Below are 18,815 nucleotides of genomic sequence, written 5' to 3' on the forward strand. Positions count from 1 at the left end.
TTTCAAAAAAAGCTCTGTGATTTCACAGAGCTTTCGGAAGTATGATGGTAAATGTTGTTCCAGCTTCAAGGATACTGTCTGCCGTGATGGTTCCTTTATGGACGCTTACCAGTTCCTTAGCAATGGAGAGGCCCAGCCCGTTCCCTTTGGCAGATCGGGAGTGGTCGCATTGATACATCCGCTCAAAGATATGGGGGAGATCAGCGGCGGAAATCCCTTTCCCGTTATCAGCCACTATGATTTTTGCCTGCTGCTCCGTTTCGGTCACGGTCAGGGTCACTTGTCTTGCGCCGCTGTGCGTCAGGATATTTTGCAGCAGGTTATTGAGAATACGGGTGTAGGCGGTAGGGTCAACCCTCGTCATGTATTCTGTTTCGGGTATCTCAATTTCATAGGTGAGATTGTGACTTTCCAGCAGCGGCACCCAGTCGGCCATGATGTCGCGGGAAAGCTCGTTCAGGTCGCAGACTTCAAAATGAAAAATCTGCTCCCCGGCATCCAGCTTCACCCATTCAAACAGGGCGGTCACAAAGTCTTTCAGGTGGTGGGCTTTTTCCATAGCTACCCGAATATATTCTTCCTGCTCGGCCCCTGTCACCATCTTGCTTTCCACGGCTTCCAAATAGCCCACCAGAGAGGCAAGCGGCGTTTTCACATCATGGGAAAGGCTTGTCATAAGCCGTTTATAAGCCTGCTCGGATTGCTTCTGCTGTATCAGTCGGGATTGGCTGCTCATAGCAATCTCGTTGATGTCATAGCAGATTTGTTTCGTCAGATCGCTTTCCCGCGCCAGTACACGGCGGTTCAAGTTCCCGTTCTTTATATCTGCCAGAGCGTCTTTGATAAGGGAAAGCTGGCCCCGGACGCGGTGAAGTTTTGCCAAAAGGTAACCGATTACCAGTAGGGCAATCAATAGGGCCAGCAGCAGATAAAGATTTAACTCCATGCTCATGCCTCCTTATTGAACCGATACCCCACACCCCGGACGGTTTGGATATAAAACGGCTGTTCTGGATTTGGCTCAATCTTCTTCCGTAGTTTACTGATAAAGGCCATGATATTGTTATCGTCAAAGTCGTATTCTTCCGTCCATACCTGCGTGTAAAGTTGCTTTTTTGTAAATACCCGTCCCTTATTGGACGCCAAAACCAGAAGCAAATCAAATTCCTTGCCGGTTAGCTCTACCGGGATATTTTGGACAGTCACCGTCCGATTGACTTTATCAATCACCATATCTTTCAGAAGTATGGTGGCGGCCTCGTTCCCGGTCACGGGATTTAGGGTGGTGTAGCGCCGGATTAGGGAATTGACGCGGGCCATCAGCTCGTTAATGCTGAAAGGTTTTGTCAGGTAATCGTCCGCCCCCAGCCGCAAGCCGGAAACCTTATCTTCCTCGTCGCTTTTGGCAGTCAGCATCAGCACCGGCACATTATTTTTCTCCCGGATTTTCTGCAATACCTGAAAGCCGTCCATACCCGGCATCATCACATCCAGAATAATCAGGCAACAGGTGTCTTTGTTTTCTCCCAGCAGCCGTAAGCCCTCTAAACCGCCATGCGCCACCACCGCAGACAAGTTTTCCTGTTCCACGCATTTCTTCATCAAGGCACAAAGTTCCTTATCATCGTCTATAATCAAAACACTATTCATGTTTCAAAGCCCTCCCTTGCTTTGTCCTGCCGTCCACCGGCTTTTTAGCATCTTTGGGAATTAACCATAGTGTTGCCATTTTCACAGCGCCGGGAATACGGCCAGCTACGCAGTAGTAGTTTATTTGACGGGCGGAAATGCCCCATTTTTCGCCAGCTTCTTTCAAAGTCATGTATTCCATCTCGCATTCCTCCAATATATCCATTATATTTCTTGATCTCGAAGAATACAAGATACAAAGCGTGTCGGAATTATGAATTTAGGCAGAGGCCAAAGCCTCTGCCTAAAAACTAATTGTGGTAAATCAGTTCGTCTTGAATAATTTCCTCTGCCTGCGCTTTCAGCGTGTTCATCAGCCCCACCCAGCGCATAGGGTCACGGGCTTTCAATTCCTCGGTGACGCCTGCCGCCTCCATCATGCGGGGCAGCATGGCGTCCATCCGTTCACACGCCGCCCGGTCAATCTCCAACAGGTGCGGGTACAGCTTTTCGCTCAAAATCAAGCTGCTGTAAAGGCCGGGCCGGTGTTCCTTCAGGTAGCGTTGCCGCATACGGCCATACTTGCCGATGGGGGCCTCCGGCTGCTCGGAAAGTTTCAGGTCGGGGATGTAGTAATCCCCGCAGCGGGTGTAAGTCAATTCGTTCATGTTCGTCCTCCTTTGCACTGTGATGATTAAACTGCGGCGCTGGCCGGTAAGGTGGCCTTGCGCGGCTCCTGCTTTGGTAACTGACTAACAGGAATAAAAACGCCTTTTTCCATATCCTCGGCCCGTATTGCGGCCTTTGCCGCCTCCACTTGGGCCTTGCGCTTGGCGTTGTAGCGTTCTTCCCATTCCTTCTGCTTGCCGTTTGCCTTTCGGCGCAAGTAGTTCTGGTGAAGCCTGTCTTTGCGTTCCTCCTTCTTCCGCAATTCTTCCTGTTCCTCCGGGGTCAGGGGAACCGGCTGCAAGGCAGGTGGGATATACCGGCCCACAAAATTGAAGTAGATTTCAACCTCCTGCGTAGTGTCCTGGCTGCCTTTGCGGGCGCGTTCATGGACAAGGATTTTCTCTACAAACTCGTTGAGCATGGTATTTGTCAGCGTGTCGAAATTCTCATACTTGTCAATCAGGGCTATAAACTTCTCCGCAGATTTCCGGCTCTGCTCATAGCCGGTAACGGCCTTTTCCAGTTCCGTGATTTCCGCATTGAGGGCGTCCTGCTCTTTGGCGTACTGTGCGTCCAGAGCCTCATACCGGGCGTCCGGCAGCTTACCCAGGGCGTTGTCCTCATAGATTTTGCAAATCAGCCGTTCCAGTTCCCCGGCCCGCTTTTGGGCGGCGGCCAGCCGTTTCCGCTTCTTGGATATGTCGGCGGTCTGCTGGGCGGCCTGCGTTTCCTGAACGGTGCGGATAAACTCGGCCCGGTCATTCCTGGAATACTCCGCGATAGCCCGGAGCATATCGGTTATCAGGGTCAAAACAGCCTCGGCCCGGATGCGGTGCTGTGTGCCGCAAAGCGTCCCGCATGGGATTTTGCTGTACTGGCTGCAAGTAAACTGTGGGTCACGCTTGCCGTTATTGACGCGATGGACATACATCTTCCCGCCGCAGTCAGCGCAGTACATCAGGCCGGTCAGGGGCTGGGCCTCGCCCCAGCCGTCCGGGTAGCGCCGGACATTTGCCCGGATACGCTGCACATTGTCAAAGGTTTCCTGGTCGATGATGGCCTCATGGGTATTCTCGAAAATCGTCCACTCGCTTTCGTCAACATAGTGGCTTTTCTTGTCCTTGAAGTGCTTGCGGGTTTTGAAATTGATGGTGTGGCCCAGGTATTCCCGCTTTTTCAGGATGTTCACAATGGTGGATGATCCCCAGCCGTAGGGGTCTTTGACCGGCTTCGTCCTGTTTACTCCTTCGTCAAAGCGTGCCAGATGGACAGCGGGAATTTCAACCTTTGCCTCGGACAGCAGCTTGGAGATTTGATAGGGGCCGTAGCCCTCCATCGTCAGGGAAAAGATACGGCGTACCACTTCGGCGGCTTCTTCGTCCACAAGCCAGTGTTCCCGCTTTTCGTCCCACAGGTAGCCGTAAATGACAGTGCCGGTCAGGTGCTTGCCGCTCATGCCCTTGGACTTGAACACAGAACGGATTTTCCGGCTGGTGTCGCGGGCGTAAAACTCGTTCATAATGTTGCGGAAAGGGGTAAAATCATCATCTCCTCTCAGACTGTCCACACCGTCATTGATGGCGATCAGACGGACGCCGTGCTGCCGCAAAATCTCCATAACCTGGCCGACTTTCAGATAGTCACGCCCCAGGCGGCTCATGTCTTTGATAACAATGGCCTCCACCCGTCCGGCCTCGACTTCCTCCATCATCGCCAGAAAGCCGGGGCGGTCAAAACGGGTTCCCGATACGCCGTCATCGGTGAAGTGGGTGGGGTTCGGTAGCCCATTTCGGCGGGCAAAGTCCTCCAACATCTTTTTCTGGGAGTTACTGTATAAAGGGTGGTTTACGCTACCTACTACATTACATCGGCTGACGGTTCATTTGTGGCAAAAGTGAAAAGTGATAACCAGCAGAGGGAAAGGAGTCATATATGCAACGGGGCATGGCGCTACGGGAAGCGCCATGCCCCATCTTATTCGGCCCCCCGACAAATGGGAAGTTACTTGTTCCTTTTTGCTTTAGCTGCTTTTATGCCCCAGCCAATCAACAATATAAGCCAAGCGCATAATCCTGCGATAAACCCTGTAGTCCCTATGCTTTCAAACTGCAATTTCAGCGCAACATTGAATATTTTTACAACAATAGTTCCACATAGCATCAAAGCAAGCAATAAAAGAACTTCCAATCCAATATATTTAAAAATTTTATTTTTCATAAATGGCCGCCTCCACAGCTTCTAATTTGTTGCCCTGTTTGTTCTTAATTATAACACATAAAGGAAATCGCTTTCAAGTTGTCCCTGGCCAGAAAGTAATTATACCTAGGGCGCACTTACTCACCACCCGCAAGCGGGCGGAGGTACTGCCTGACGGCAGCCGTGCGCTCTCCGAGGGGGACGCTCCAGCGGGCCCACGTCCTGCTGGTAGCACCGAAGCTGGGAGCCGTCAAAGGACCGGCTTCGGTGCTACCAGCTTCAGTGCTTTATGGTGGCCAAGAGGGGCTTAAGCCCCTCTCTTTCAAAATGTGTGCTTTTCAGGGGGAAAAACCCTTGACAAATCGCTTACTGGTTCGATATGGAGTTACTCTCGCCCTGTAACTCATCATCGCGGCTCAAACGCTCATACAGCGGGGTGATTTTTTCGTTTCTCATGGCTGTACCTCCTGAAATGAAAATGCTCTAAGTGATTGCTTCACTAACCATGACAAAAACCATGATTAAGAAGTCACTTAGAGCATACATCTCCTGTTCGTGAAAAGGATTTTCTGCCTTCTATCACGGGCAGGGTATCTCTATTTTAGAGCAAAATATTTATTTTTCCATGGATCTGGCGTCCCGTGAAGGCATCCCTTTCGGACCAATGACCCCAAATATGCCCATCTTTTCAGGAAACTGTCTGGGGAAATATCTTCCGGAACAACAGCCTGGTCACCGGTCCTGCCGCAAACAGATTCCATAACAACGCCATGGGAAAGTTTTGCAGCACAGTCCTGACCCAGTAAGCCGGCAGCTCTCCCCAGCTTCCGCCCCCCAGTACTACCGAGAAGAGCACAGCGGCCACAGCGCTCATACTGGGGCACATCACCAGCACTGTTGTAGCGGAGGTCATCAGCCATACCCACAAAGGATTATTCTCTTTGCCGAGAACCTTTCCCGCCACAAGATGTCCCAGACGGTTTCCCCACAGATTGGAAATAACAAAAACAAACAGCCACATATATGATGTTTCCAGCAGCGCCTCTCCAAAAACTTTGTTTGTCATTACGGAAAGACCGCCCGTCTTGATTGCCATGTTGTACACCTCCATTCCGTAGGCCATCGTGATGGACATCAGCAGTCCAAAAAACGCTCCCTGTAATTTTGTTTTCGGCATTGTTTCTACTCTCCTTTCAAAAATAAAAAGCGCATGATCGCTCTCGCCATCATACGCTTTGCCGCTTTATTATTTGCTACACGCTGAGAATATTATAGCTCTTGAAAAGCAAAAAGTCAAAACAGCCGATAAATTTTTTGCTGGACACCTTGGCAAAAGAGGACTACCGACCCGTAGCAGTCCAAAAGGAGGAGGCATAAAGGTCATCTTTCTCCCCCTCCCAAAGGACTGAGGAGCGTGCCAGAGCTCTGCTGCTGAGATGCGTTTCGCGTCAAAAGCCGTCCTTTTTAATCCCTTTGAGCGGAAAAGGTCATCCATCCCCTCTTTTTCACCAGGGACAACCATCACTTCCGGGCCACTCCGCTGCGCCGTGCGGCATCCGCTACCGCCGCCGCTACAGCGGGACAAATCCGGGGATCAAAAGCAGCGGGAAGGATATAGTCGGTCCTCAACTCCTCCATGGGGATCAGCTCCGCGATAGCATGGGCCGCGGCGATCTTCATTTCATCGTTGATATCCTTGGCCCGAACATCCAGCGCCCCCCGGAAAACACCTGGAAAAACCAGAACATTATTGATCTGGTTGGGAAAATCCGAACGTCCGGTACCTACCACAAAGGCTCCCGCCGCCAGCGCCTCATCAGGCATGATTTCCGGTACGGGATTAGCCATAGCAAAGATGATGGGGTCCTTGGCCATAGAGCACACCATTTCCGGGGTAACCAGTCTCGGAGCGGAAACGCCCACAAAAACGTCGGCACCCACAAGCGCCTCCGCCAGTCCTCCCCGCACCTGAGGCTGGGTCATCTCAGCCAGTTCAGACAAAGCGGGATTATCGGCCAGATCAGGGCGACCGGGATAAACCACGCCGTTGATATCGCACAGAACCGCTTGACGCATTCCCATTTTCCACAGCAGCTTGAAGATGGCGGTACCAGCGGCCCCTGCCCCGGAAAAGACCACCTTTACAGAGGAAAGCTCCCGGCCCTTGAGGCGCAGGGCGTTGAGCAGAGCGGAGGCCACAATGATGGCCGTTCCGTGCTGATCATCATGAAAGATGGGGATGTCACACTGTTCCTTCAGCAGCCGTTCCACTTCAAAACAGCGGGGCGCGGCGATATCCTCCAGATTGATTCCCCCAAAGGAACCTGACAGCAGAGAGATGGTACGGACAATCTCCTCCACCTTTTGGGAACGGACACACAGCGGAATGGCGTCCACGCCTCCAAAGGCTTTAAACAGCACGCATTTGCCTTCCATTACCGGCATACCCGCCTCGGGTCCGATATTCCCCAGGCCCAGAATGGCAGAACCGTCTGTTACCACCGCTACAGTGTTCCACCGACGGGTCAGTTCAAAGCTTTTTTCGGGGTCCTTTTGGATCTCCAGGCAGGGCTGGGCTACTCCCGGCGTATAAGCCAGCGCCAGAGCCTCCGCGCTGTCCACAGGAACCCGGGGAGTAATCTCCAGCTTCCCTTTCCACTGATAATGTCTCTCCAGCGCTTCCTTCGCGTAATCCATCTTTATGCTCCTCCTTTTCATTGTCTGGTACTGACTTCTATGATATACATCACCATTACATATGTCAAATATCGTTTTCTTTTGATTTTATAATTTTTATCTATAATAAAACTCTTTTTCTCTCCCCTCCAGGAAAGCTCTGTCCCCAGGCAACTGCCTTCCGCCTTTGTTATCCAGTAAAAACCCGGAAGATGACCTGGGCACATTTGAACCATTTCTTTGAGACGGGGGCAGAAAGTTCCTGCACTCTGCCGATCTTTTCCCTTTCCTACAGCTTTCATTCCATGAGAGCGGTCCCGGCATTTTTCACCGTAAACAAGTTTTCCCTTGGAGATAAGAAGGCCAATGACAAAAATGGAAACGGCACCTGCCTTTTCCCTGCCCCGCGCCTAGAGCCGCTATCCGCTGAGGACAAGATCGCCCATTGGTCAATTTATTTTTCCTGCTGCCTGAACAAAAGGCTCTTTATTTTCAGCAGTGGAGCCGGCGTCAAAGCTGCACAAAAAAGCGGCATGATTTTAAAAACCATACCGCTTTCTCTGAAACACTTTAAAATTGTTTTTGACCTTGCCGGAAACCGATTCCAGCACCCCGGAGAGCGTCAGCCCTCCGCCTCGATCTGATGGATCTTCTCCACCCGCTTGGCGTGACGTCCCCCCTGGAACTCCGCACCCAAGTAAGCCTTGACGATCTCCCAGGCCAGCTCCACACCGATGGTCCGTGCGCCCAGGGTGATGATATTGGCGTCATTGTGCTCCTTTGTCATTCTGGCGGAATAGCAATCGCTGCACAAAGCAGCCCGGATTCCCCGCACCTTGTTGGCCGCGATGCTCATACCGATACCGGTGCCGCAGATGAGGATTCCACATTCTGTTTCACCTTCTGTAACGGCATGGGCCACTTTGACGGCGATATCAGGATAATCCACGGAATGAAGGGTCTCGATTCCCTTATCCGCCACGGTATATCCCGCTTCGGTCAATCTTTTTTTCAGCTCTTCCTTCAGCTCAAAGCCGCCATGATCGCATCCAATTGCAATTGTTTTCATGATGTAAACTCCTTCTCCGCCCTTGAAATCCTCGGACTTCTTTTTCCGGCAAATGTTCTCATCAGCCATGTCCCATTCTAAGGCTTTCCACCTGTTCCGTCAAGAGGGCCATGGGCGGCTTTCCCCTCTTTTTCTTTGATGGTCCTGCGCTGGTGATGAAAACAAATCCACGCGGCAGCCACTGCCGTCAGCGTCAGCTGCGGAATCAGAAAAAGGAGCACAAGATCACGAAACTCACCATGATTATATCCCAGCGCTTTGCCCCAAACCAGTAAATCCACCGCCATTACAGCCGGTATGGAAATCCATGCCAGATTCCTTTTCCATTTCCAGAAGAAGATCAGCGAAATTACAGCAGGCAGAAAATAAGCCATATAAGAAAATACCGCGCTGCCGTTTACAGAGCAGAACCAATCTCTCAAAGCCCATTCCTCCCCTTCAAATTCCGCTTCCAAAACCCCTAAAAATCGTTTCTTACTCCTTGGGGCAAAGGGCGAAGCACCGGGCGGGAAAACCTGTTCCGCCGGAAACCGCCGGGAAGGTGCAGAAAACCAGTCCGCCCACCGGGGGACACCGGTCCACATTGGTCAGCAGCTCCAGATGCATCTTGTTTTGGGAGAGGATGTAGTATTCCACTTCATAGTTGGTTTTTCCGGAGGTGATGGGCGCTTCTGTATCGGAGGTTTCGTGCCCCACCCCGCCGATGTTCCGCTGCTCCACCAGGAATTTCAGCGTCTCCAGCTGCCAGCCGGGGAAATGACGGTTGCCTTCGGCGTCCAGGTTATCCATCTCCGCCGCGGGGCGCTTGCTCCAGCCGCTCTGGAAAATGACAAAAGCCCCAGCGGGAATCTGTCCCCAGGTCTTTTCCCACTCCAGGATACCCTCCACGGTGAGCACATAGTCAGGATTCTCTGCCACAGCGTCCCGCTTGTCCACCACGCACAGGGGCATGACCATCTCCTCCACCGGAATCTGATCCAGGGTCCTGCCGCCCCGCACCATATGAGCGGCTGAATCCACATGGGTGCCATATTGTCCCACCGTGGTATAGCTGTGGGCGCTGAAAAGCGAATTGTCCAGGCTGGCCATGGTTTCCACCTTCAGCGGGGGCCATCCCACCCAGTGGGGTGTCTCGGGGCTGAGAGGATGGGTCAGGTCCACCCAATCGCATTGTGTTTTCCATGCGGCGTATTGCTGCCAAAGCTGTAGATTTGCCATGTGCATCCTCCTTTTGTCAAAAAAGCTGCGGGGCCGAAAGGCGCCTCTTGGAAAATATTATAACATCCCCCCATATTGAAAACAAGAGCGCCCCATCCCATCAGATGAAGCGCTCGATACTGCAGAAAAACCTGTTGCACAGGGTGCAAAATGGGCCTTACAGCTGATAGGGCAGATAAACACCCTGGCAAGGATTGCCCCGGCAGATGTAAGCGGTCTCGTTTTTAAAGTCACAGATCAGGGAAGCCACCGTCATCAGCCCTGCCATGGGATCCTGGGTGGGATCATTTTTGTGGTTGCAGATGGCTTCGGGGGCATATTCGTGGTCCTTCATGCACTCCATGATCACAGCAGGGTCAATGGCACCCCAATGCTTCCGCAGCAGATAGGCCAGCCGGTTATCCCGGTTCTTTCTCCGGTCGGTCAGGCGGTCGATCTCAGGGTTGACCACAAAATGGTTGGCATGGGTGAGAATACCGTCCACAGGCTTCAGCTGGTCTACACCGCCGGGATGAGCTTCGATATCCACGGCCCGGCCAAAGCGTCCATCCACCAGCAGCATATTGTTGGAGACGCACCGCTTGGAGTGGACCAGCCAGCCGTAGGCTTCCTCGAAGGTTTTACTGGCCAGAACCCGGCGGCGCAGGAAGGTGACGGGAATACCGGTGCCCGCCGTATCATAAATGGATTCGATCATATTGTTGCACAAACCGACACCGTTGGAATTAAAGCCCTCCCGGATCAGCTGTCCCGCTTCGGTCTGGCCCAGGATTTTTGTGCCATCCGGCTGCTCCAAATGGACAATAACGATTTTATCCAGCACGCCGGGACGGTAATCCCAGTTTTTGATAAGATAGGTTCGGCCGTCGGAACTGGCTTCCGGCAGGACTGCTGCCGTGGTGCACTCCTGGGGCCGCAGGGGATATTGGGTGATCTCATACCGGGTGTTGAGGACCATCAGCTCCTCCAGGGTGATACCAGCCCCCTGAGCGATACCCTTGGCTTCCTCCAGTATCTCCGGCATAACGGCTTCTATTGTGGGCAGATAGGCCGCGGCGTATCCCAAGGTTTCATCCCAGGTGCGTCCGTGAGTCTCAAAATAGTGCCGGTAGTTCTCCACTCCCGCCTGGATTTTGTCTGCGGCTTGCTCGCCGTATTGAAGGCCCCGCTCCAGAGGCGTTTTCCCCGATACTGTCACCAACTGAAAACGATCTTCCATACTTCTGCTCCTTTCCAAGTCCATAACTTTTTGTTATTTTCTGTTTTCTGTTCTGATTTCGCTAAAATACCAGAGAAAATCAGGGCATTTATTCCTAAAAATCAGTGGGCAATCCTTGTATTTTTATGGAATACCCCTTACAATTACTATTGTACTCTTTCATGAAAATTTGTCTAATAGAAATCTTTCATTTTATCTATAACTATAAGTTATGGACAAAGGAGCCCTTTGTATGGACCTCAACCGCATGAAATACATTATCACCGTCGCCCGAACCGGGAACATTTCACAGGCGGCCCGGGAGCTGTATCTGTCCCAGCCTGCCCTCACCAAAGCCATCCAGAAAACCGAGGAGGAACTGGGAGTAAGGTTGTTTGAACGGGACAGCCTTCCCCTTCGCCTGACCTTTGCCGGGGAGCGGTATGTGCAGCAGTGCAAAAAAATTCTCAACATCCAGCGAACCCTGACCCGGGAAATGCAGGACATCGCCCAGGGGAAAAACGGGCGGATCGTGGTGGGAATCCCCCGGGAGCGAGGCTGTTTGTGGCTTCCCCACATTCTTCCCGACTATTGCCGCACTCATCCGGAAGTGGAAATCATCATCAAAGAAGGCACCAGCCAATACTTTGAGGAGGAGCTGCTCCGCGGAAATATGGATTTCTGCGTTTCCAGCCTGCCAGTCTATTCCGAGGAATTGGATTATGAAATCGTATGCGACGATCCTATCCTGCTGGTTGTGCCGCAGGAGCACCCTCTCAGCCGGAAGCTGGGAGAGCAGGGCCGTTCTCCTCTTTCCCCCTGTTTTCTGCCTGCGGGACTGGTGGAGACAGAAACCTTTCTCACCCTGACGCCGGAACAAGGGATGTACCGCACTGCCCAGGAGCTTTTTATCCGCCATGGCATCCAACCCCAGATCCGGATGCGCCTGCGGGGAAACGAGACCGCCTACCGCCTTTCCACAGCGGGAATGGGGCTGATGTTCACCCCTCTTTCCACCACCTTGCGGACCGAGCCGGTATCTCCTCCCAGATTTGCCACCCTGGACCAGCCTCTTTTCTGCCGGAAAATCATCATCGCCCACGGGAAAGGAGACTGCCTGTCACAGAACGCCCGGGACCTGGTGGATCTGACAGTGGAGCGGGTGAGGACCGTTCCGGAACTGTCCCCTCCCCTGCCTCTGGAGCAACTGAACCGGCAGATTCTTTTCCCCCAGCTGTAATTGGGAACAAACGCCCCTCCAGGAAAGAAATCCTCCTTGGAAAATCATTTTCTATGACGTTTTTGGGGGGGCGGAGATTCTTCCCTCTTCTACGGAAAAATTGTACAGAAGCACACAGGCCCGGAGTACTACAATGAACTCCGGGCCTGTCTTATCCAAAAAAGGGGCCAGCTTTTTGTCCTCCAATTTTTATTCCAATAAAAGGCCCGCTCCATTCAGACCTCAGGGAAGCTCCACCACCAGCGCCGATGTACAGGAGAGATACTGATATTCTTCTCCTGAAATACTCATTTGCAGGCTTCCGCTGCGGATAACGGTAGTGTCGTCGGCGGGACTGTAATATTCAAAGGAAATGCTCAGCCGGTCCCCGTTCCATGTCGCTCCCACCACCTTGGAAGAAGCGGCTCCCCCTAAATAATTCATTACATAAACGCCCCTGTCCGGGTCATACTCCTGCGACTGCCGGAGAAACTCCCGGGAAACGTCGAAGTGGGACATCACTTCCTGCTCCAACACCTGCTGATCCACTGTCTCCTCCCTCTCCAGGTCCCGCTCTGCAGGATGAACAGGATCATAATACATGGATAATGGGGCGTATGGCGGTGCGCCGTATCGCCTGCCGGAGAAATTCGGACTGGCTGATACCATAGGGCGCAAGCCGCGCTGTGAAGTCGGCGTATTCTTCTTCGGACAGCCGGGTTTTCACAACGCGGCTGCGGTGGGGCGTGTTGTATTTCTTTCGCATAGGCTGAAAACCTCCTCTCACTATTCTTATTGCTGAATTTTTTCGGATTTTGGGCGGAGAAATTTTTCCCCTCATTCCTCCTATTGGGCAACTTTTTTGCACTTTGGGCGGAGAAATCTCTCTATTCCTTTCATTGCTGAACTTTTCGGGAAATAACAAAAACTGTTTTCAGTTTTTTTCGCCCGTAAGGGCGCAAAGCAGGGTTTGGGGAAGGCACTCCCCAACAAGTTTCCCGCGAGGGGCAAAACCGCAGAATTGCGGATTTTGGCACCGTGGTAGAAACTTGCTCTGTAACTGCCGCAGACTGCTCCTGTCGGGTTTTTCCGTACATAGAACGGACAGGACAGGACTTCTGGCCCGCTGTGGGCGGCCTTTTTTCCTTTCGCCAATATGACGCCGGAACGGGGCTTTGCTGCCCGCTGGCTGCGGCTTTTTCCCTTTCCGCTAAAGATACATTTCAAAGGCCGCCAGCTACCCGCTGGACGGGGATTTTTCAAAATTTCTTTTGCTTCTGTAATGTGGAAAACAGGATTTTGGCAACCGGCGGGCAGAGAATTTTTCCTTTCACTCCCTACAACACCGGCATATCCCAGTTGGACGGGAAAACTGGAATTTTTCGCTTTGTTCTCTACTACGGACAAAAATCAAAAATGCCAAACGCCGGGGCAAAAAAATTTCCCTTTCACTTACTACTACAATCCGAACAGGGCAAAATGGCCGGGAACGGAGCCGGGCAACAAAAAAAGCAGCAAATCTTTTTCAGACTTACTGCTTTCGCTGGCCGCCGGTGGGCGGCTGGTATTCAGTTTAGTAAAAGGTTATCAGTCAAATAATGTTGCAAGTGATTTTGTGGTGACTTAAAGCAGTTCTAACGCTCTTTTATACAATGGGTCTAATTCACACCCGCAACTTCCACATTCCTCATCAGCCTGCTTAATTGCTGATATTAAAGATTCTTTATCAGATTTTCCGTCTAACCATTGTTGCGCGGGAATAGCTATTAAATCCCAACCGGATGCAACAAATTTTTGCATAATAGTTTTTAATTCTTCCATAGTGCGGCTCCTTTCAAGATGGCAACTGACAAATTTGCGGGTACTCTGATTTTACCATATCTACGGTACAAGGTCTATGCTTATCGGTCAAATCGAAACTTGAACAGGGCAGAAATTAGCTTCTGCTTCACATGTTCCTCAACCTCCGCGTTGACTTTCCCGTGTACTCTGGAACAGTAGCGGATATATCCGGCGTAGTGGGAAAGAACGGTGTCGATTGCGTCCGGGTCGCCCTTATGCGCCTTGACGATTGTTTCATAGGGGAGAAGTTTACTCATAGCGTTTTCCCTCCCTCCATAAGCCGCCGGAGCCGCTTCAAGGCAAGCTGGATATGCCGCCCCGCTGTGCTGCGTGTCCGGCCGATATGTACGCCGATCACGCGCTGCGGCTGGCGCAGGAAATAATAGCGGAAAATTTCTTCCTGTGCCTGCTCCGGCAAGAGTGCAAGGGCGGCGGCAAGCTCCGCATGATACAGAACGGCGGTCTGGCCGCAGGCATTAAAAAGATATTCTTCAATCTGCTCCGTCTCGGCAAACTGGACAAACTTCTCATTCATCAGGTAGTCAAGGGAAACTTCCCGTTCCCACCTCCGGCGCAGCTTCAAAATTATATCTATGGCGGCGTGACGAATGACAACCTTGCAAAAGGCGTTAAAGGTGTACTGGATATGCACCTTGTAGGCTTCATCTTCGGTCATGGAAATTCCCCCTCTCTGATAATAGTGCGGGGCGGCAGCACTCCTTGCTGTCGCCCCCTTGATTGCCTATCAGCAAAGGCGGGCGGGGCTGTCAACGGCGGCGCGTATGCGCCGTTTATCTTGACCGTTGACTGGCTCGGCTGGCTTTGCTATGACAATATAGTTATTTCCAGTGCTTTAATTGCGAAAGGTACAAATCAAACTGATTACGTCTGGTTTCTTCATCTGCGTTATCGGGATTTGGCATATTCGCAACCAGATAATCCAATAAAGATTCCTTGGATTGATATGCAAATTCCCCATTAGCATAGCACCATTTACAATAGTCCTCGTTATAGCTTCCGTCTGGTTCTCGGCTAATCAGACCATCTTCATTCAATGGCATTCCGCAACACTGACAAACAAGTTGCCGTGGAGAACCCAGAAGCGTATTGATTGACACATCAAAAACTCGTGATAACAGTTTTAAGGTATCTGTATTTGGCTGTGTTTCGCCTGTTTCCCAGCGACTAACCGCCTGTCGGGTAACTTGCACACGTTCAGCCAGTTGTTCTTGCGTAAGGTTGTTTTTCTCGCGTAAATTTTTAAGAATACCTTGTATTTCCATGCCCGTCCCTCCTAAAGGTTGTTTTTACTCATTATAACTTCAAAACGGGGTTTTAACAAGCAACTCGCTGTTGCTGCGGAATAGTGGGCTGCTGTCTATCAATTCTTATGTGTTACTTTATGGCACATGAGCATTGGGGAAGGGCTGCCAACACCTGCCCCAGCCGCAGAAAAAGCTGCTCCTCGCCGTCATCCGAATATTCCCGCCATACCGGGTCCTCCGGTGCCTCCTCCAGCGCCTCCGCGGCAAAGGCTGTCCTGCTCCGTGCCGCTTCCCTGCGGCAGTAGTCCAGGGCGCAGGACTGCACCGTTTTGACCCCGTAGGCCACCAGCTGGGGCTGAGAGAGCTTTTTGATGGTTTCCATCCGCTTGATGAGCCGAACCATAGCGTCCTGTACCAGGTCTTCGGCCAGGTCCCCCCGGCCCGCCCATCCACACCGACCGAGAATGTCCAAAGCCTTATTTTTGAGCAAGGCAGAATAGTTGAGATAAAATTCCGTCAGACGGTCCCTGTCCTTCGGGTCCTCTATATCCTGCAACAGCAGCAGAAACAACATCCACCACCTCCAATACAAAATTCACTCAAGGCAGTTTCTCTTATTCTTTCAATCAATAAGACGCAGCAGATTGCTCTTTGCAACGTTTTTTCAAAATAAATTTTCCATTTCTCCGTTTTCACACCGTACCGCCATTGGCGAAGATTTTTCTCATTCCAAGGGGAACGGATGAAGACGTCTGTACTCCCCCGCCTTGTACGGTCCTCTGTCCCCTATCCATCATCTCACAAACAAAAAAGCATCCCCGAAACTTTTTTGGAAGCTTCGGAGATGCTTTTTCATTACAGGTAAGGGGCACCGCTGGAGTAATCAGCCCAGCGCTTTTAGAAGCAGTTCCCGCATAACGGTGGGATTGCCCTGTCCCTTGGACAGACGCATACACTGACCCACCAGGAAGCCCAGAGCGTTGCTCTTGCCGCCCTTGTAATCCGCCACTACCTTGGCATTGGCCTCCAGCACCTGCTGGACAATCCCCTCCAGGGCGGAGCTGTCACTGATCTGGGCCAAGCCCTTCTCCTTGACCACATCATCGGCGGTCTTGTCGCTGAAAATGATCTCCTCCAGCACCGTCTTTCCAGCGGTATTGGAGATGGTCTTTTTCTCAATGAGAGCGATCATATCGCACAGCTTGTCAGGGGTGAGGCTGGTCTTATCCAGACCGATGTTCTTTTCATTGAGGATACGGGAAACATCTCCCAGCAGCCAGTTGGAAACATTCTTGGGCTGGCAGCGCTCCAGAGCCATGCAGTCCTCAAAGAACTTGGCCTTATCCACATTCTCGGTGAGGAGATTGGCGTCAAAATAAGGCAGACCATACTGGGTCATATACCGTTTGAGCTTGACGTTGGGCAGTTCGGGGATCTCGTTTTTCAACTCCTCCAGCCGGTCCTCATCCACCACGATGGTAAGCAGATCCGGCTCGGGGAAGTAACGGTAATCCTGGGCGTCCTCCTTGGAGCGGAGCAGTTGGTTTGTGCCGGTGGCGGCATCCCAGCGGCGGGTCTCCTGTTGGATGGTACCGCCCGCTTCCAGGATTTCGATCTGGCGCTTGGCCTCATAATCAATGGCGGCCACCACATTGCTGAAGCCGTTGACGTTCTTCATCTCGCAGCGGGTGCCGAATTTGTCGCTGCCCTCAGGATGGACCGAAACGTTGACGTCACAGCGGATGGAACCCTCCTGCATCTTGCAGTCGGAGATATCCAGGTATTGGAGGATGGAGCGGATGGTCTCCAGATAGGCTCTGGCCTCGGCGGAAGAGCGCATATCCGGCTCAGAGACGATCTCGATAAGGGGCACACCGCAGCGGTTGAAGTCCACCAGGCTCTTGCCGGGATAGGGGTCGGCGTGGATGATCTTGCCCGCGTCCTCCTCGATATGGATACGGGTGACGCCGATGCGCTTGGTATTGCCCTCCTCGTCGATGATGGCATCCACATAACCATGCTCACAGAGAGGAATGTCAAACTGGGAGATCTGGTAGGCTTTGGGCAGGTCGGGATAGAAGTAGTTCTTCCGGTCGCTCTTGCAGACATTGTTGATCTTGCAGCCCAGAGCATAACCCATCTTCACTGCGTACTCCACCACCTTCTCATTAAGGGTGGGCAGGGTGCCGGGCATACCGGTACAGACGGGGCAGCAGTTGGAGTTGACTTCGGAACCGAAAGAGTTTTTGCAGCTGCAATAGATTTTTGTTTTGGTGGAAAGCTCGGCATGGACCTCCAGGCCGATGACGGTAACATAGTTCATTTTTTCGCCCCTCCCTTAAAGTGCCGCGACGGCGCACAGGCCGCCCCGCTCCTGCTCCAGCACCCGGGAGACGTTGAAGAGCCGTCCCTCGGAGAACCGGGGTCCGATCAGCTGGAGACCAGCGGGCAGGCCATCCACCATGCCGCAGGGCAAGGAAATGGCGGGCAGGCCGGCGATGTTGACGGTGACGGTGCAGATATCGGAGGCATACATTTTCAGCGGATCGCCGACGTTCTCCCCCAAGCGGAAGGCGGTGGTGGGAGTGGTGGGGGTGGCGATGATGTCGCACTGCTCAAAGGCGGCGGTGAACTCCTCGGCGATGGTCTTCTGCAGCAGCTTGGCCCGGTTGTAGTAGGCATCATAATAGCCAGAGCTGAGCACGAAGGTACCCAGCATGATGCGGCGTTTCACCTCGTCGCCGAAGCCCTCGCTGCGGGTGCGCTCATACATATCGGTGAGGCTGGTGTATCCTTCTGCCCGGTAGCCGTACTTGACGCCGTCGAAGCGGGCCAGGTTGGAGGAAGCCTCAGCGGAAGAAATGATGTAGTAGGCGGACAGGGCGTAATCGGTGCTGGGCAGGCTCAGCTCCACAACCTTGGCGCCCTTCCGCTCCAGGGTATGGATGGAATCCATCACTGCGGCGCGAACGCCCTCCTCCACACCGGGGCCGAAATATTCCTTGGGCAGGCCGATCCGCATTCCCTGCACATCGCCGGAAATCTGGGCAGCAAAATCGGGATACTCCCGGCGGGCGCTGGTGGCGTCCATGGGATCCCGGCCGCAGATAATACTGTACAGATTGGCCACATCCTCCACCGTCCGGCCCATGGGACCGATCTGGTCCAGAGAGGAGGCAAAGGCCACCAGACCATAACGGGAAACGGAGCCGTAGGTGGGCTTCAGGCCGATGATACCGCAGCAGGCGGCAGGCTGGCGGATGGAGCCGCCGGTATCGGAGCCCAGGGTGACCACCGCTTCACCAGCGGCCACAGCAGCCGCGGAACCGCCGGAGGAGCCGCCGGGAACCCGGTCCAGGGCCCGGGGATTATGGGTGAGCTTGAAGTGGGAGTTCTCACAGGAGGATCCCATGGCAAACTCATCCATATTCAGCTTGCCGATCATGACCGCATCCACGCCCTCCAGCTTGTCCATTACCGTGGCATTGTAAGGGGGAACGAAGTTATACAGCATCTTGGAAGCGCAGGTGGTGGTGACTCCCTTGGTGCAGATGTTGTCCTTGATACCCATAGGGATGCCGGCTAGAGGATGGATTTCCTCCCCGGCAGCGATTTTGGCGTCCACTTTTGCGGCCGCGGCCTTTGCCTGCTCGCCGGTGACAGTCAGATAAGCTCCTACCTTCTCCTCACAGGCGTCGATACGCTCCAGCACCGATTCGGTGATTTCCACGGCGCTGCACTCCTTGGCCAGAAGCTTCTTGTGAAGCTCACCAGCGGAATATTCAAACAAATTCATGGGTGTGCATCCTTTCCTTGTTGTTACAGTCAAAACCT

At 52.7% G+C, this 18,815-nt stretch carries 22 protein-coding genes and 2 pseudogenes; 3 read left to right on the forward strand and 21 right to left on the reverse strand.

The features are described from left to right. Positions 1-22: 22 nt before the first annotated feature. The 8 genes and pseudogenes from BQ5383_RS16330 to BQ5383_RS16365 form a co-directional block, all read right to left on the reverse strand. Entirely contained in the window at positions 23-946 is a 924-nt protein-coding gene (locus tag BQ5383_RS16330) for a sensor histidine kinase (RefSeq protein ID WP_071433753.1), read from the reverse strand. Between the two features lie 2 nt (positions 947-948). After that, a complete protein-coding gene (locus BQ5383_RS16335; protein WP_071433755.1) occupies positions 949-1,650 on the reverse strand; it encodes a response regulator transcription factor in 702 nt (233 codons plus the stop codon). After that, positions 1,643-1,831, reverse strand: coding sequence for a helix-turn-helix domain-containing protein (locus BQ5383_RS16340; protein ID WP_071433757.1), 189 nt, complete (start codon positions 1,829-1,831; stop codon positions 1,643-1,645). The genes BQ5383_RS16335 and BQ5383_RS16340 overlap by 8 nt, the downstream gene beginning before the upstream one ends. 109 nt (positions 1,832-1,940) lie before the next feature. Beyond that, positions 1,941-2,297 (reverse strand): TnpV protein, encoded by a 357-nt coding sequence (locus BQ5383_RS16345; protein ID WP_071433759.1) that lies wholly within the window; start codon positions 2,295-2,297, stop codon positions 1,941-1,943. A gap of 26 nt (positions 2,298-2,323) precedes the next feature. Next, positions 2,324-4,126, reverse strand: a pseudogene (locus tag BQ5383_RS16350) (DUF4368 domain-containing protein); the annotation flags it as partial. A 173-nt stretch (positions 4,127-4,299) separates the two neighbouring features. Next, positions 4,300-4,515: a hypothetical protein gene (locus BQ5383_RS16355; RefSeq protein ID WP_071433763.1), complete on the reverse strand. Its 216-nt coding sequence runs from the start codon at positions 4,513-4,515 to the stop codon at positions 4,300-4,302. A 667-nt stretch (positions 4,516-5,182) separates the two neighbouring features. Then, complete coding sequence (locus BQ5383_RS16360) at positions 5,183-5,671, reverse strand: hypothetical protein (protein ID WP_071433765.1); 489 nt, start codon at positions 5,669-5,671, stop codon at positions 5,183-5,185. A gap of 344 nt (positions 5,672-6,015) precedes the next feature. Beyond that, positions 6,016-7,191 carry an NAD(P)-dependent malic enzyme gene (locus BQ5383_RS16365; protein ID WP_071433767.1) on the reverse strand — a complete coding sequence of 392 codons (1,176 nt, stop codon included), beginning with the start codon at positions 7,189-7,191 and terminating at the stop codon, positions 6,016-6,018. Between the two features lie 191 nt (positions 7,192-7,382). Between BQ5383_RS16365 and BQ5383_RS16375 the strand changes: the two genes are divergently transcribed. Continuing rightward, entirely contained in the window at positions 7,383-7,814 is a 432-nt protein-coding gene (locus BQ5383_RS16375) for a hypothetical protein (RefSeq protein WP_139193451.1), read from the forward strand. Here the strand turns inward: BQ5383_RS16375 and rpiB are convergent. From rpiB to BQ5383_RS16395, 4 genes are all read right to left on the reverse strand, one after another. Further along, the gene (gene rpiB, locus BQ5383_RS16380) at positions 7,793-8,239 is read right to left on the reverse strand and encodes a ribose 5-phosphate isomerase B (RefSeq protein WP_071435198.1); all 447 of its coding nucleotides are present in this window, start codon (positions 8,237-8,239) and stop codon (positions 7,793-7,795) included. The genes BQ5383_RS16375 and rpiB overlap by 22 nt on opposite strands. A gap of 77 nt (positions 8,240-8,316) precedes the next feature. Then, complete coding sequence (locus BQ5383_RS16385) at positions 8,317-8,661, reverse strand: hypothetical protein (protein WP_139193452.1); 345 nt, start codon at positions 8,659-8,661, stop codon at positions 8,317-8,319. 52 nt (positions 8,662-8,713) lie between these two features. After that, positions 8,714-9,457: a cyclase family protein gene (locus BQ5383_RS16390; RefSeq protein ID WP_071433775.1), complete on the reverse strand. Its 744-nt coding sequence runs from the start codon at positions 9,455-9,457 to the stop codon at positions 8,714-8,716. A gap of 157 nt (positions 9,458-9,614) precedes the next feature. Next, positions 9,615-10,676, reverse strand: coding sequence for a C45 family autoproteolytic acyltransferase/hydrolase (locus BQ5383_RS16395; protein WP_071433777.1), 1,062 nt, complete (start codon positions 10,674-10,676; stop codon positions 9,615-9,617). 232 nt (positions 10,677-10,908) lie between these two features. Here BQ5383_RS16395 and BQ5383_RS16400 point away from each other — a divergent pair, with 232 nt between their 5' ends. Then, complete coding sequence (locus tag BQ5383_RS16400; RefSeq protein WP_071433779.1) at positions 10,909-11,895, forward strand: LysR family transcriptional regulator; 987 nt, start codon at positions 10,909-10,911, stop codon at positions 11,893-11,895. 222 nt (positions 11,896-12,117) lie between these two features. Here the strand turns inward: BQ5383_RS16400 and BQ5383_RS16405 are convergent, their stop codons facing one another. Next, positions 12,118-12,423: a hypothetical protein gene (locus tag BQ5383_RS16405; protein ID WP_139193454.1), complete on the reverse strand. Its 306-nt coding sequence runs from the start codon at positions 12,421-12,423 to the stop codon at positions 12,118-12,120. 49 nt (positions 12,424-12,472) lie between these two features. Then, positions 12,473-12,640 (reverse strand): annotated as a pseudogene (locus BQ5383_RS16410) (plasmid mobilization protein); the annotation flags it as partial. Positions 12,641-13,002: 362 nt separating this feature from the next. Between BQ5383_RS16410 and BQ5383_RS21675 the strand changes: the two are divergent. After that, positions 13,003-13,473 (forward strand): hypothetical protein, encoded by a 471-nt coding sequence (locus BQ5383_RS21675; RefSeq protein WP_235822002.1) that lies wholly within the window; start codon positions 13,003-13,005, stop codon positions 13,471-13,473. A gap of 24 nt (positions 13,474-13,497) precedes the next feature. Here the strand turns inward: BQ5383_RS21675 and BQ5383_RS16420 are convergent, their stop codons facing one another. The 7 genes from BQ5383_RS16420 to gatA all read right to left on the reverse strand — a co-directional run bounded on the left by BQ5383_RS16420 (position 13,498) and on the right by gatA (position 18,777). After that, positions 13,498-13,695: a hypothetical protein gene (locus BQ5383_RS16420; RefSeq protein ID WP_024738890.1), complete on the reverse strand. Its 198-nt coding sequence runs from the start codon at positions 13,693-13,695 to the stop codon at positions 13,498-13,500. Positions 13,696-13,775: 80 nt separating this feature from the next. Then, positions 13,776-13,973: a helix-turn-helix domain-containing protein gene (locus BQ5383_RS16425; protein WP_071433785.1), complete on the reverse strand. Its 198-nt coding sequence runs from the start codon at positions 13,971-13,973 to the stop codon at positions 13,776-13,778. Then, on the reverse strand, positions 13,970-14,392 hold the full coding sequence (locus BQ5383_RS16430) for a sigma-70 RNA polymerase sigma factor region 4 domain-containing protein (RefSeq protein ID WP_071433787.1): 423 nt from the start codon (positions 14,390-14,392) through the stop codon (positions 13,970-13,972). The genes BQ5383_RS16425 and BQ5383_RS16430 overlap by 4 nt, the downstream gene beginning before the upstream one ends. A 163-nt stretch (positions 14,393-14,555) precedes the next feature. After that, the gene (locus BQ5383_RS16435; RefSeq protein ID WP_071433789.1) at positions 14,556-14,999 is read right to left on the reverse strand and encodes a zinc ribbon domain-containing protein; all 444 of its coding nucleotides are present in this window, start codon (positions 14,997-14,999) and stop codon (positions 14,556-14,558) included. 112 nt (positions 15,000-15,111) lie between these two features. Then, the gene (locus BQ5383_RS16440) at positions 15,112-15,555 is read right to left on the reverse strand and encodes an RNA polymerase sigma factor (RefSeq protein WP_071433791.1); all 444 of its coding nucleotides are present in this window, start codon (positions 15,553-15,555) and stop codon (positions 15,112-15,114) included. 309 nt (positions 15,556-15,864) lie between these two features. Continuing rightward, complete coding sequence (gene gatB, locus BQ5383_RS16445; RefSeq protein WP_071433793.1) at positions 15,865-17,304, reverse strand: Asp-tRNA(Asn)/Glu-tRNA(Gln) amidotransferase subunit GatB; 1,440 nt, start codon at positions 17,302-17,304, stop codon at positions 15,865-15,867. A gap of 15 nt (positions 17,305-17,319) precedes the next feature. Continuing rightward, positions 17,320-18,777: an Asp-tRNA(Asn)/Glu-tRNA(Gln) amidotransferase subunit GatA gene (gatA, locus tag BQ5383_RS16450; protein WP_071433795.1), complete on the reverse strand. Its 1,458-nt coding sequence runs from the start codon at positions 18,775-18,777 to the stop codon at positions 17,320-17,322. Positions 18,778-18,815 lie beyond the last annotated feature (38 nt).

The sequence above is a fragment of the Angelakisella massiliensis genome, from assembly GCF_900104675.1.
In the GTDB taxonomy this organism is placed as follows: Bacteria; Bacillota; Clostridia; order Oscillospirales; family Ruminococcaceae; genus Angelakisella; species Angelakisella massiliensis.